11 protein-coding genes are annotated in these 13,164 nt (G+C 61.1%); 10 read left to right on the top strand and 1 reads right to left on the bottom strand.

Going from position 1 to position 13,164, the window contains the following annotated elements:
- Positions 1-151 precede the first annotated feature (151 nt).
- From IQ26_RS08135 to IQ26_RS08100, 8 genes are all read left to right on the top strand, one after another.
- The gene (locus IQ26_RS08135; protein WP_145715681.1) at positions 152-1,462 is read left to right on the top strand and encodes an ABC transporter substrate-binding protein; all 1,311 of its coding nucleotides are present in this window, start codon (positions 152-154) and stop codon (positions 1,460-1,462) included.
- Positions 1,463-1,589: 127 nt separating this feature from the next.
- The gene (locus IQ26_RS08130; RefSeq protein ID WP_145715679.1) at positions 1,590-2,462 is read left to right on the top strand and encodes a carbohydrate ABC transporter permease; all 873 of its coding nucleotides are present in this window, start codon (positions 1,590-1,592) and stop codon (positions 2,460-2,462) included.
- A gap of 10 nt (positions 2,463-2,472) precedes the next feature.
- Complete coding sequence (locus tag IQ26_RS08125; RefSeq protein ID WP_145715677.1) at positions 2,473-3,297, top strand: carbohydrate ABC transporter permease; 825 nt, start codon at positions 2,473-2,475, stop codon at positions 3,295-3,297.
- A gap of 50 nt (positions 3,298-3,347) precedes the next feature.
- Entirely contained in the window at positions 3,348-4,352 is a 1,005-nt protein-coding gene (locus IQ26_RS08120) for an ABC transporter ATP-binding protein (RefSeq protein ID WP_145715675.1), read from the top strand.
- The gene (locus IQ26_RS08115; RefSeq protein ID WP_145715673.1) at positions 4,349-5,119 is read left to right on the top strand and encodes an L-iditol 2-dehydrogenase; all 771 of its coding nucleotides are present in this window, start codon (positions 4,349-4,351) and stop codon (positions 5,117-5,119) included. Before IQ26_RS08120 ends, IQ26_RS08115 begins: the two co-directional genes overlap by 4 nt.
- Before the next feature lie 72 nt (positions 5,120-5,191).
- The gene (locus tag IQ26_RS08110) at positions 5,192-6,670 is read left to right on the top strand and encodes a mannitol dehydrogenase family protein (RefSeq protein WP_145715671.1); all 1,479 of its coding nucleotides are present in this window, start codon (positions 5,192-5,194) and stop codon (positions 6,668-6,670) included.
- A 44-nt stretch (positions 6,671-6,714) separates the two neighbouring features.
- Complete coding sequence (locus IQ26_RS08105) at positions 6,715-7,398, top strand: HAD family hydrolase (protein WP_145715669.1); 684 nt, start codon at positions 6,715-6,717, stop codon at positions 7,396-7,398.
- A complete protein-coding gene (locus IQ26_RS08100) occupies positions 7,395-8,981 on the top strand; it encodes an FGGY-family carbohydrate kinase (protein WP_145715667.1) in 1,587 nt (528 codons plus the stop codon). Before IQ26_RS08105 ends, IQ26_RS08100 begins: the two co-directional genes overlap by 4 nt.
- Positions 8,982-9,013: 32 nt before the next feature.
- Here the strand turns inward: IQ26_RS08100 and IQ26_RS08095 are convergent, their stop codons facing one another.
- Positions 9,014-10,363 carry a nucleotide sugar dehydrogenase gene (locus IQ26_RS08095; RefSeq protein ID WP_145715665.1) on the bottom strand — a complete coding sequence of 450 codons (1,350 nt, stop codon included), beginning with the start codon at positions 10,361-10,363 and terminating at the stop codon, positions 9,014-9,016.
- Positions 10,364-10,822: 459 nt separating this feature from the next.
- Between IQ26_RS08095 and IQ26_RS08090 the strand changes: the two genes are divergently transcribed.
- Both IQ26_RS08090 and IQ26_RS08085 read left to right on the top strand, forming a co-directional pair.
- On the top strand, positions 10,823-11,896 hold the full coding sequence (locus tag IQ26_RS08090) for an NAD-dependent epimerase/dehydratase family protein (protein ID WP_162457891.1): 1,074 nt from the start codon (positions 10,823-10,825) through the stop codon (positions 11,894-11,896).
- Positions 11,893-13,164 (top strand): glycosyltransferase family 2 protein, encoded by a 1,272-nt coding sequence (locus tag IQ26_RS08085; protein ID WP_145715661.1) that lies wholly within the window; start codon positions 11,893-11,895, stop codon positions 13,162-13,164. Before IQ26_RS08090 ends, IQ26_RS08085 begins: the two co-directional genes overlap by 4 nt.

Raw genomic sequence — 13,164 nt, 5'->3', positions numbered from 1 at the left:
CTTCAAATATCCCCGAAGCCGTCTGGAACCGGATGTCGAACGAGACTGCGTGTTGCGCTGCAGCAACGAATCCGGCTTGACATAAATCACGCAAAGTGAGTAATTGCTCACAGCCAAGGCAAATGCTCACTTGGTTTAAGGGAGGAATTTGATGAAACTTTGCACGCTCACCCTGGGTCTGTTGTCGGCCAGCATCCTCGCGTTCGCCGCGCATGCCGAATCCATCACCATCGCCACCGTCAACAATGGCGATATGGTCCGCATGCAGAAGCTGACCGACGACTTCACCGCCAAGAACCCCGACATCCAGCTCCAGTGGGTCACGCTCGAGGAAAACGTGCTGCGCGAGCGCGTCACCACCGACATCGCCACCAAGGGCGGCCAGTACGACGTGATGACCATTGGCACCTACGAGGTTCCGATCTGGGCCAAGCAGAGCTGGCTGCTGCCGCTCGACAAGCTCGGCGACGACTATGACGTCAAGGACATCATCCCGGCCATCGCCGGCGGCCTGTCGGTCGACGGCACGCTTTATGCGGCACCGTTCTACGGCGAAAGCTCCTTCGTCATGTACCGCAAAGACCTGATGGAGAAGGCCGGGCTGACCATGCCAGACGCGCCGACCTGGGACTTCATCAAGCAGGCCGCCGACAAGATGACGGATCGCGCCAACGGCGTGAACGGCGTCTGCCTGCGCGGCAAGGCCGGCTGGGGCGAGAACATGGCCTTCCTGACCGCCATGTCGAACTCTTTCGGCGCGCGCTGGTTCGATGAGAACTGGAAGCCGCAGTTCGACCAGCCCGAATGGAAGAACACGCTGCAGTTCTACGTCGACCTGATGAAGGCCAATGGCCCCGAAGGTGCATCGTCGAACGGCTTCAATGAAAACCTGGCGCTGTTCCAGCAGGGCAAGTGCGGCATGTGGATCGATGCCACGGTCGCAGCCTCCTTCGTCTCCGACCCGAAGAATTCCACGGTCGCCGACAAGGTCGGCTATGCGCTGGCGCCGGACAATGGTTTGGGCAAGCGCGGAAACTGGCTGTGGGCTTGGTCGCTGGCCATTCCCGCCGGGACGCAGAAAGCGGATTCGGCGCAGAAGTTCGTTTCCTGGGCGACCAGCAAGGCCTACGCCGAACTCGTTGCCTCGAAGGAAGGCTGGGCCAACGTTCCGCCCGGAACGCGGTCCTCGCTCTACGCCAACCCCGAGTACCAGAAGGCGGCGCCCTTCGCCAAGATGACGCTGGATTCGATCAATGCCGCCGATCCGACGCATCCGACCGTCAAGCCGGTTCCTTATGTCGGCGTTCAGTTCGTCGCCATCCCTGAGTTCCAGGGCCTTGGCACCACTGTCGGCCAGCTCTTCTCGGCGGCACTCGCCGGCCAGACGAGCGTCGACGACGCCTTGAAGCAGGCCCAGGACGCCGCCACCGCGACGATGACCGAGGGCGGTTATATCCAGTAAGGCTCCTCCCGGTGCCCGAACGCCGGTTGCCCATCATGGCCGGCTAGCAGGGGGCCGCCCGAATCCCAGTTCGGGCGGCCGCCTTCACACCTCAAGAATTTTGGCTGACCTTTGAAGGGTGACCGTCATGGCTACTCAGCAGACCCGTTCGCTTGCCCGCTTCATGATGGCGCCATCCGTGGTGCTGCTGTTTGTCTGGATGGTCGTTCCGCTGGCATTCACCCTGTGGTTCTCCTTCCAGCAGTACAATCCGCTCAACCCGATCCGCGACGGGTTCGTCGGCTTCTCGAACTACGCCCTTTTCTATTCCAACCCGGCATTCCTGCAATCGATCCTCAATACGCTTATCCTCGTGGGCAGCGTGCTCTTGATCACGGTGATCGGCGGCATCGCGCTGGCTCTCCTGATCGATCAGCCGATATGGGGACAAGGCATCGTCCGCATCCTCGTCATCTCGCCGTTCTTCGTCATGCCGCCGGTGGCAGCACTTGTCTGGAAGAACATGATCATGCATCCGCAGTACGGCGTCTTTGCCGATATCGCGCGCTTCTTCGGCGGGCAGCCGATCGACTGGTTCGGGCAGTATCCGCTCACCGCGATCATCATCATCGTCGCCTGGCAGTGGCTGCCGTTTGCGACATTGATTCTTTTGACCTCGCTGCAATCGCTCGACGGCGAGCAGAAGGAGGCCGCCGAGATGGATGGCGCCGGCTTCGTCAGCCGCTTCATCTATTTGACGCTGCCGCACATGTCGCGCGCCATCACCGTCGTCATCCTGATCCAGACGATCTTCCTTTTGTCGGTCTATGCCGAGATCCTCGTCACCACCAATGGCGGCCCGGGTTACGCCTCCACCAACTTGCCCTTCCTCGTCTACCAGAAGGCACTGCTGGAGTTCAAAATCGGCCAGGCGTCCGCCGGCGGTATCATCGCCGTCATTCTCGCCAACATCGTCGCCTTCTTCGCCATGCGCGCGGTCGGCAAGAACCTGGACAAATAGGGAGGATAAGATGGCACGTGCAGTCAGCACCCAGCACAAGACGATTGCGACCGCGGCCGCCTGGATCGTCGCCCTGCTGGTCTTCTTCCCGATCCTCTATACGGTCATCACCTCGTTCAAGTCGGAACAGGAGGCCATCCAGGGGTTCAACTTGCTCCCGTCGGGGACCATGGAGAGTTATTCCCAGGTCGAGGCGCAGAACGGCTACTTCAAGTTCTTCCTCAATTCGGTGTTTCTGGCGGTTGGCTCCACCATCCTGGCTTTGCTTGTCGCCATACCGGCGGCATGGTCGATGGCTTTCTCGCCGGGCAAGTGGACCAAGGACATCCTGATGTGGATGCTTTCCACCAAGATGATGCCGGCGGTTGCCGTGCTGTTCCCGATCTACCTGATCTTCCGCGATACCGGATTGCTCGACAGCCGCATCGGCCTGATGATCATGCTGATGCTGATCAACCTGCCGATCGTGGTGTGGATGCTCTACACCTACTTTCGCGAGATCCCGGGCGAGATCCTGGAAGCGGCGCGCATGGACGGTGCATCGCTCTGGAAGGAGATCGTCTACGTGCTGACGCCGATGGCTGTGCCAGGCATCGCCTCGACGATGCTGCTCAACATCATCCTGGCGTGGAACGAGGCGTTCTGGACGATCCGGCTGACCACCACCGAGGCCGCCCCGCTCACTGCCTTCATCAGTTCGTTCTCCAGCCCGCAAGGCCTGTTCTGGGCCAAGCTGTCGGCGGCCTCGACGCTGGCGATCGCGCCAATCCTGATCATGGGCTGGTTCAGCCAGAAGCAGTTGGTTCGCGGCCTGACCTTTGGCGCCGTGAAGTGATACCGCCGCAGGCGACGGACAACGGACAATAACCCCTCGGGGAGGAAACCATGGGAAACATCACGCTCAAGAACGTCTCCAAATCCTTCGGGGCGACGACGATCATTCCAAACATCGATCTGGTCATCGAGAACGGTGAGTTCGTCGTCTTCGTCGGCCCGTCGGGCTGCGGCAAGTCCACGTTGCTCAGGCTGATCGCCGGGCTGGAGGATACCAGCGCCGGCACCATCAATATCGACGGCCGCGACGTGACCGGCGAGGCGCCGGCCAAGCGCAAGCTGGCCATGGTGTTCCAGTCCTATGCGCTCTACCCGCACATGACGGTGGCCAAGAACATCGCCTTCCCGCTGAAGATGGCGGGGGAGGACCAGGCGACCATCGACAGGAAGGTGAAGGACGCGGCGCGCGTCCTGAATCTCACCGACTATCTCGATCGCCGTCCCGGCCAGCTCTCCGGCGGCCAGCGCCAGCGCGTCGCCATCGGCCGCGCCATCGTGCGCCAGCCATCGGCGTTCCTGTTCGACGAACCTTTATCCAACCTCGACGCGGCGCTGCGCGGCACCATGCGGCTCGAGATCAGTGAACTGCATCATCAGCTCAAGACGACCATGATCTACGTCACCCACGACCAGGTCGAGGCCATGACCATGGCTGACAAGATCGTCGTGCTCAATGCCGGCAACGTCGAACAGGTCGGCTCGCCGATGGAGCTCTACAAGACGCCGAAGAACCTGTTCGTCGCCGGTTTCATCGGCTCGCCGAAGATGAACCTGTTCGAAGGCGCGCCGGCGGCCAAGTATGGCGCCAGGACCATCGGCATCCGCCCCGAGCATATGAACATTTCCACCACCGCCGGCGACTGGAAGGCCACGGTCGGTGTCGCCGAGCATCTCGGCTCTGACACGTTCTTGCATGTGCAGGCGGACGGCGTCGGGCCGCTGACGGTGCGCGCCGACGGCGAACTGGCCGTCAATCACGGCGACACGATCTATCTCACGCCCGACAAGGCCAAGCTGCATCGCTTCGATGCCGACGGGAAGGCGATGGTGCAGTGAGGCTGAAAGGTAAATCGGCGCTGATCACCGGATCGGCTCGCGGCATCGGCAGGGCGTTCGCCGAAGCCTATATGCGCGAGGGCGCCACGGTTGCGATCGGCGACATCAATCTCGAAGCCGCGGAAAAGACGGCTTCGGAGATCGGCGGCAACGCTTACGCCGTGAAACTGGACGTCACCGACCTCGCTTCGATCGAGGCGGCGGTCAAGGCGGTCGAGGCAAGGACCGGCGGACTGGACATTCTGATCAACAACGCCGCTTTGTTCGACCTGGCGCCGATCGTCGACATATCGAAGGCAAGCTACGACAGATTGTTTTCCGTCAATGTCGCCGGCACGCTGTTCATGCTGCAGGCGGCCGCCCGTTCGATGATCGCCCGCGGCAAGGGCGGCAAGATCATCAACATGGCGAGCCAGGCCGGCCGGCGCGGCGAGGCGCTGGTTGGCGTTTATTGCGCCACTAAGGCGGCCGTCATCTCGCTCACCCAGTCGGCCGGGCTCGACCTGATCAAGCACCGCATTAACGTCAATGCCATCGCGCCGGGCGTCGTCGATGGCGAGCATTGGGATCATGTCGATTCGTTGTTCGCCAAGTACGAGAACCGGCCGAAGGGCGAGAAGAAGAGGCTGGTCGGCGAAGCAGTGCCCTATGGTCGTATGGGCACGGCGCAAGACCTCACCGGCATGGCGGTGTTCCTGGCCAGCGAGGACGCCGAATACATCGTCGCCCAGACCTACAATGTCGATGGCGGCCAGTGGATGAGTTGAGGGGGCGAAGGCGCTCTTCCCCCTGTCCCCTCCATGGGGGGAAGAGCCGTCCCGCCAAAGGGTAAAAAGCAGATGACCGTGAAACTCTCTTCTTCAATCCTCGCCAGCCTCCCCCCCAGGGTGGCCGGCCCGAAATACGATCGCGCCGCGCTCAAGGCTGGCATCGTGCATTTCGGCGTCGGCAATTTCCACCGCTCGCACCAGGCCGTCTATCTCGACGATCTGTTCAATGCTGGCGTCGGCCACGACTGGGCACTTGTCGGCGCCGGCGTGTTCGAGGGCGAGAAGGTCGGCCGCGGCAAGCTGCAGGAACAAGACTGGCTGACCACCGTGGTCGAGCAGGACACCGGCCATATGAGCGCCCGCGTCACCGGCGTCATGATCGACTTCCTGATGCCGGGCGACGCAGTGGCGATCATAGAACGGCTTGCCGATCCGGCGATAAGGATCGTTTCGCTGACCATCACCGAGGGCGGCTATTTCATCGACCCGGCGTCGGGTGTGTTCAATCCAACCCATCCCGATATCGTCGCGGATGCCGAGCCGGGAGCAATGCCGAAGACCGTCTTCGGCATCATCCTCGCCGGGCTGATGCGCCGCCGCGAAGACGGCATCGTGCCCTTCACGATCATGTCCTGTGATAACATCCCCCACAATGGCCATGTCACCTCGGACGGCGTCATCGGTCTCGCCCGGCTGATCGATGAGGATTTGGCGACCTGGGTAAGCGAGAACGTCGCCTTTCCGAACGGCATGGTCGACCGCATCACGCCCGCCACCACCGACCGCGAGCGCGGCATTCTGTCGAGCGAATTCGGCCTCGACGACAATTGGCCGGTGTTCTGCGAGCCGTTCAGGCAATGGGTGCTTGAGGATCATTTCACCGACGGCCGGCCGCCACTGGAGAAGGTCGGCGTGCAGTTCGTCAGCGATGTCGCGCCCTACGAGGTCATGAAGATACGCATCCTCAATGGCGGTCATGCGACCATCGCCTATCCCGCGGGACTGATGGACATCCATTTCGTCCACGAGGCGATGCAGGAGCCGCTGGTGCGCGGCTTTCTCGCCAAGCTGGAGCATGTCGAGATCATTCCGACCGTGCCGCCGGTGCCGGACACCGTGCTGGAGGATTATTATCAGCTCATCGAGCACCGCTTCTCCAATCCGAAGATCGGTGACACGATCCGCAGGCTTTGCCTCGACGGCTCCAACCGCCAGCCGAAATTCATCATCCCGACCATCGCCGACCGGCTGAAGGCCGGTAAAAGCGTCGCCGGCCTGGCGCTGGAATCGGCACTTTGGTGCCGCTATTGCTTCGGCACGACGGACAGCGGCGCCGTCATCGAACCCAACGATCCGAGCTGGGACCGGCTGCAGACGACGGCAAAAGCGGCGAAGGAAGCGCCTGCCGCCTGGCTTGCGATGGAGGACATCTATGGCGATGTCGGTCGCTCGGCGCCGTTTGTCGAAGCCTTCGCCCATGCGCTCAAGGCGCTCTGGGCGGACGGCGCGCGCGCGACCCTGGCGCGCTATCTCGCCGACGATCTCTGAAATCGGCTCGATGCCCATGAAGCCTCGCCCATGAAGGCCCCGCAATGACGCCTGACCTGGTCATTTTCGACTGCGACGGCGTGCTGGTCGACAGCGAGGCGCTGTCAGTAGCGGCGCTGCTCGGCATGATCGCCCTCGCCGGCGGCACGATCAGCGAGGAGACCGCCTATGAGCATTTCCTTGGCAAGAGCATGAAAAGCGTCCGCGAAATCCTCGGCCGCGAGTTCGGGCTTGATATCACCGACGGGCATCTGAGCGAGATGCGCGCCGAGCTCATGCGCAAATTTCGCGAGGAGCTGAAACCGATCCCCGGCATCGGGCAGGTTCTGCCGAGGCTTGTCATGCCATGCTGCGTCGCCTCCTCCGGCACGCTGGACCGCATCCGCTATGCGCTCGACATCACCGGTCTGCTCGGGCTGCTGGAGCCGCATCTGTTCAGCGCTGCAATGGTCGAACGGGGCAAGCCGGCGCCGGACCTCTTTCTCCATGCAGCCACCAGGATGGGAGCTACGCCGCAAAATTGTCTCGTCGTCGAGGACAGTCCGGCTGGCGTCGCGGCGGCGCGGGCGGCGGGCATGCGCGTCCTTGCCTTCACCGGCGGCTCGCATGCCGGCAACCCGGCATTGAAAGCGCGGCTTGCGTCGAGTGAGCCGGACTTTATATTCGCTGACATGCTGCAATTGCCCGATTTGATTGCAGGCCTGGGAGCGAGAGCAGGAACACCTTGACGAAAAGTTTCGTTTGCGCGGTCGATGTCGGCACCGGGAGCGCCCGTGCGGGTATTCTCGACACCAGAGGCACGTTGCTTGGCCGCGCCGAGCACCCGATCGCCATGAACCGGCCGAAGGCCGATCACGCCGAGCACGATTCGCAGGATATCTGGTCGGCGGTGTGCGTTGCCGTGCGCACCGCCCGCGAACAGGCCGGCGTCGCGGCGGACGACATTGTCGGCATCTCCTTCGACGCCACCTGCTCGCTGGTGGTGCGGGGCAGGGATGGTGGCCAGCTCAGCGTATCGGTGTCGGGCGAAAGGCGCTGGGACACCATCGTCTGGCTCGATCACCGCGCCATTGCCGAGGCCGATGAATGCACCGCAAGCGGCCATGCCGTGCTCGACTATGTCGGCGGCGTCATGTCGCCGGAAATGGCGACGCCGAAGCTGATGTGGCTAAGGCGCAATCTGCCGCAGACATGGAATGAAGCCGGCTATCTATTCGATCTCACCGACTTCCTTACCTGGAAGGCGACCGGCTCGCTCGCCCGTTCGCAATGTACGCTGACCGCCAAATGGACCTATCTGGCGCATGAGGAAACCGGCTGGCGGCGCGATTTCTTCGAAACCGTCGGCCTCGGCGACCTTTTCGAGCATGGCAATCTGCCGGCGAAGGCCAGCCCGGTCGGTACCGATATCGGCCGGCTGAGTTCGCAAGCAGCGGCTGAGCTTGGCCTCACGGAAAAATGCCGGGTCGGCGCCGGCGTCATCGACGCCTATGCCGGCGCGCTCGGTGTGCTCGGCGGCTTTGCCGGCGACGAAACCAACATCGGCCGGCATCTGGCGCTGATCGCCGGCACGTCGAGCTGCGTCATGGCGATGTCGCCCGATCCGCAACCTTTTGCCGGCGTCTGGGGCCCGTATTATGGTGCCGCGCTTCCCAGGCTTTGGCTGTCGGAAGGCGGTCAGTCGGCCACCGGCGCGTTACTCGACCACATCATCCGCTGGCATGGCGCTGGCGGTGAACCGGACGCCGCCATGCACGCCAGGATCGCCCGGCGTGTCGCCGAACTGCGCGCCATCGAGGGCGAAGATCTTGCCGGAAGGCTGTATGTGCTGCCGGACTTCCACGGCAACCGCTCGCCGCTCGCCGACCCGCATGCCGTCGGCGTCATCAGCGGACTGACGCTGGATTCCTCCTTCGACAGCCTGTGCAAGCTTTACTGGCGGACCGCCATAAGCATCGCGCTGGGCGTACGCCATGTGCTGGAAGCACTGAACCAGAACGGCTATCTGATCGACACGCTTCATGTCACCGGCGGCCACACCAAGAACCCGCTGTTGATGGAGCTCTATGCCGACGCCACCGGCTGCACGGTGGTCGAGCCGTTGGCCGACGAGGCGGTGCTGCTCGGCACCGGCATGGTCGCCGCGACCGCCGCCGGGCTCTTCCCCGACTTGAACGCCGCTTGCGTCGCCATGCAGCAGGGCGGCAGGCAGCGAACGTCAAATCCGGCTGCTAGCGGCCGGTTCGACCGCGACTACCGGGTATTCCTCGAGATGCACCGGCAAAGGCAGGTGCTGGACGGGATCAGATAGATTGTGCCCCGCCTGTCGGCTTTCGGACCGACCTAAGCCTTCACGACGCGGTCACATACGATGCCATTGCGTTGCATCGCATTGCGCGTGTCGATTATCAGCCGCGAATGGTTTGCGATAAGCCCGTAGTCGATGCCGTCATGGTCGGTAACGATCACAACCGCATCATAGGCGCCGATGGAATCGCGACTGAGCCGGATGCAGTCTTTTCCAGCCAGTCGTGGGTGTTTGCGCGTCTTCGGGATGCGGGCGACATACGGGTCGTGATAGGCGATGTCGGCCGTGCGCGATTCCAGCAGCTCGATCAGCTTCAATGCCGGGCTTTCACGAACATCGGAGACATTTTTCTTGTAGGCGACACCGACGATCAGGATAGCCGCCTGGCTCAGAGGCAGGCCCAGCCGCGTATCCAGCGCCTCAGTCAGCTTTGACATGACATAATGCGGCATCGACACGTTGATCTCGCCGGCGAGCTCGATGAATTTTGTCGAGACTTCGAACTCGCGCGATTTCCAGGTCAGGTAAAATGGATCGATCGGTATGCAGTGGCCACCAAGCCCAGGCCCCGGATAGAAGGGCATGTAACCGAACGGCTTGGTCTTCGCGGCCTCGATCACCTCCCAGATGTCGATCCCCATGGCGCCGTAGATGACCTTCAATTCGTTGACCAGAGCGATATTGACCGCGCGGAAAATGTTTTCCGTCAGCTTTACCACCTCTGCGACCTTGATGCTTGAAACCGGCACAACCTTGTCGATGATCGTGCCGTAGAATTGCGCCACCAGCCTGGCTGCGGCCGGGCCGTCTCCTGCCACAACCTTCGGAATGGTGGCGGTCTCGAAACCGGTGCTGCCCGGATCTTCCCGCTCAGGCGAGTATCCGAGGAAAAAGTCGCGACCGGACTTGTATCCGCTCGCCTCGAGGATCGGTTTCATCACCTCGTCGGTCGTGCCCGGATAAGTCGTGGATTCGAGCACGATCAGTTGATCCTTGCGCAAATGTCCGGCGATGGCGCGCGTCGTGCTTTCGACAAAGGAAAGATCAGGCTCACGCTGCTTGGTGAGCGGCGTCGGAACACAGATCGCCAGGACGTCGCATTGCGCGAAGTCCGCGAAATCAAATGTCGGCCTGAATGCTCCACCTGCCATCATGGCCTGAAGCGCTTCGTCGGTTACCGCGCCGATGTAGGACCGGCCGGTTTTCAGCTTTTCAACCTTGGTATGATCCGCGTCGAAACCGATGACCCTGAACCCAGCGCGGGCAGTCGCGGCCGCCAGGGGCAGGCCGACATAGCCAAGCCCGACGATGCCGATCGTGGCCGTTCGAGCCTCTAATTTTGAAAGAAGGGTCGCTCCCCGACTGCGATCGACCAGAATGGTCATTTTGCGTCTCCCACCCTATACAGCCGAAGGTCTTTCGGTACTGTATTCTTACGTTTTGCGAGTCGCGACAGACGATCCGTCAACCTCACAAGCTGTTCGGCATCGCGCTTTGTACTTGCAGGGCAGATCGCAACCTTTGTGCCAATTCAATTCTTGAACGCAATTTGCTCGGCGCAAAGGCCCAAGAGGTGGGAAACCGTGATTTCGGCTGCGATAGCGCCACCGCTTTGTCAAGCTATCAACATGTGCCATTTTCGAACATGTTTGTTGCAAGATAGCTCATATAAAAAGCCGAGTGTCCAAAAAATACAATAATTACAATGCGATAATTAACCACAGTCGTTGACTATATCGTTAACGATCAGTTGCGCTGCCTGTGGAAATGTTCTTCTCATTCGAAAAGCACGCAACGATTGAGTGCGATCTCCTTCGTGCTCAATGCTGGGATCGATGGCTCGCATGAATACTTATGAAGCCAAAGAGATCAGGTGTCTGGTCGCGGGCGGGGCAGGGTTTTTGGGAACTAATCTTGCGCGCCGTCTTCTTGAACAGGGCGTATCTGTAGATTGCGTCGACAATTTCTCGACCGGTCGAAAAGCCAATGTCGCGGACCTTGCCCGATACCCGAATTTTCGGTTCACGAAGCTCGACATCGCCGATTCCGGTTCCTGCAACCGGCTGCTGCGTCGCCGCTACAGCCACATCTACAATCTGGCCTGCCCGACGGGCGTTCCCAACATAGCGCTGCTTGGCGAGGAAATGTTGATGACCTCGTCCCTTGGATCGCTGAACCTTCTGAAGGTGGCGCGTCGATCAAACGCCAGATATCTTTTTGCCAGCACGGCGGAAGCGTATGGCGACCCGGAGATATTTCCTCAACCGGAGAGCTATGTCGGAAAGGTTGATCCGGTCGGCCCGCGCAGCCCCTATGAGGAGGGCAAGCGCTTCGGCGAGGCGCTTACCTGCTTCTGGGGCCGCAAGTACGATCTCAACGTTCGAATCGTGCGCATTTTCAACACCTATGGTCCTGGAATGTCGCCGGAAGACAAGCGCGTCGTCCCGCAGATGTTTTCGCATCTCATCGCCCAGCAGCCGGTGCCGATTTACGGCGACGGCGCGCAAACCCGCACTTTCCTGCATGTCGACGATCTTGTCGACGGCCTGTTGACGGTGATGGAAAGAGGCGTCAGTGCCGAGGTCTACAACATCGGCGGCGTTGACCAGATCACAATTTGCGAACTGTTCGAACTGGTGAGAGCGGTAACAGGACTAAGTGGCAGCGCCGTTTTCGAGAAGCATTTCACGGCAGACCATCACGGCCGCTGGCCCGACACCGCCAAGATACAGGCGCTAGGCTGGCGCCAGCGGATTTCGCTCGCTGACGGTATCCGCCAGAGCTACCGGAATTTCCTGGCCGCGACTGAAACCTGTCATATCGGGATGAATGGCGCCTCCCTCGATCGCCTTGCCTTTGCTGGACATCGCCAGTCTCCCGCCGCCGATCGCCATCGCGCACGACGTGTCTCGCCATGACGGAGACCGTCGCCGTGAACCTCACGATGATGCTCCTCAGTGCTTCGCTTGGGGTCAACATCGCATTCTGGTGCATGGTCGGCATGATCAGGTTTATCAGCGAAATCGGCTCGCCCTCAAAAATCGGCGGTCGGTCGGCAATCGGCATCTCCGATGTCGCCGTGGTCATCCCGGCGCACAACGAAGAAATTGCCCTTCCCAAATGTATAAAGGCGCTGACGGCCGTCATTCCGGCAAGACAGATCTATGTCGCCAGCGATGGATCGCGCGACCGCACCGTCGCCATCGCACGCGCACATGGCTGCAGGGTGCTCGACATTCAGCCAAATGCAGGCAAGGCCAAGGCGATCGACAAGGCGATACGCAACTATCGTCTCTGCGATCGCTACGAGGCGGTGCTGATCCAGGACGCGGATTCAGAGATCGACCAGCACTATTTCGAGCACGCATTGCCTCTGTTCAACGACCCGAAGGTGGCCGTCGTCGCAGGTCACGTGCTGTCGCGCTGGCGTGACCAGCGCAGGCTCGGCATGGACATGCTCTATGCGGCATACAGGACGCGTCTCTACCGGATCCTGCAGACGGCGTTCCAGTATGGGCAATCGTGGAAATGGACAAATGTGAGCTATATCGCGCCCGGTTTCGCCAGCGTCTATCGTACCAGCGCCTTGCGCCAGATCGACATCACCGCTCCTGGCCTCGTCATCGAAGATTTCAACATGACCTTCGAGGTTCAGCATAAGCGGCTGGGTCGCGTTGCCTATTCGCCCAAGGCGCGATGCTGGTCGGAGGACCCGTTCAGCCTGAACGACTATCGCAAGCAGGTTCAACGCTGGTATCTCGGTTTCTGGCAGACCGTATGGCGCCACGGATTTTGGCCCAGCCGCTTTTGGCTGTCCCTGGGTGGCCTGCTGGCGGAACTGCTTGTCATTTCCATATTCGCTCTGAGCCTGCCGTTTGCGGCGCTCCTTTATCTGGTGACCAGTCTCGAGATGCCGGCAATCTCGCTCAGTGAACTCGCGATGCGTCCCGTGTCGCCGCTCGGTCTGCTGGTCCTGTTTCTCGCCTTCGACTACACGCTCACTATTGTTGTCTCGATCATCGAATGTCGACCGAGTTTGCTCGTCTATGGCGTCGCGTTTCCAGTAATTCGGCTTCTCGATGCGGCGCTTTTCCTGCGGGCATTGTTCAAGTCGTTTTCCGCCAAGTCGGATGGCCGCTGGATCAGTCCGGAGCGCTATGCGGGAATCGTTTCCATCGGGAGGTAA

Origin of the sequence: Mesorhizobium tianshanense, assembly GCF_007830515.1 — a bacterium.
In the GTDB taxonomy this organism is placed as follows: Bacteria; Pseudomonadota; Alphaproteobacteria; order Rhizobiales; family Rhizobiaceae; genus Mesorhizobium; species Mesorhizobium tianshanense.
The sequence above is the reverse complement of the archived record's forward strand: the minus strand, read 5'-3'. Positions and strand labels throughout refer to the sequence as shown.

Excerpts from the sequence above, each read along its gene's own strand:
- IQ26_RS08135 (WP_145715681.1), top strand. The coding sequence starts at position 152 with ATGAAACTTTGCACGCTCACCCTGGGTCTGTTGTCGGCCAGCATCCTC.
- IQ26_RS08130 (WP_145715679.1), top strand. The coding sequence starts at position 1,590 with ATGGCTACTCAGCAGACCCGTTCGCTTGCCCGCTTCATGATGGCGCCA.
- IQ26_RS08125 (WP_145715677.1), top strand. The coding sequence starts at position 2,473 with ATGGCACGTGCAGTCAGCACCCAGCACAAGACGATTGCGACCGCGGCC.
- IQ26_RS08120 (WP_145715675.1), top strand. The coding sequence starts at position 3,348 with ATGGGAAACATCACGCTCAAGAACGTCTCCAAATCCTTCGGGGCGACG.
- IQ26_RS08110 (WP_145715671.1), top strand. The coding sequence starts at position 5,192 with ATGACCGTGAAACTCTCTTCTTCAATCCTCGCCAGCCTCCCCCCCAGG.
- IQ26_RS08105 (WP_145715669.1), top strand. The coding sequence starts at position 6,715 with ATGACGCCTGACCTGGTCATTTTCGACTGCGACGGCGTGCTGGTCGAC.
- IQ26_RS08095 (WP_145715665.1), bottom strand. The coding sequence starts at position 10,363 with ATGACCATTCTGGTCGATCGCAGTCGGGGAGCGACCCTTCTTTCAAAA.
- IQ26_RS08090 (WP_162457891.1), top strand. The coding sequence starts at position 10,823 with ATGAATACTTATGAAGCCAAAGAGATCAGGTGTCTGGTCGCGGGCGGG.
- IQ26_RS08085 (WP_145715661.1), top strand. The coding sequence starts at position 11,893 with ATGACGGAGACCGTCGCCGTGAACCTCACGATGATGCTCCTCAGTGCT.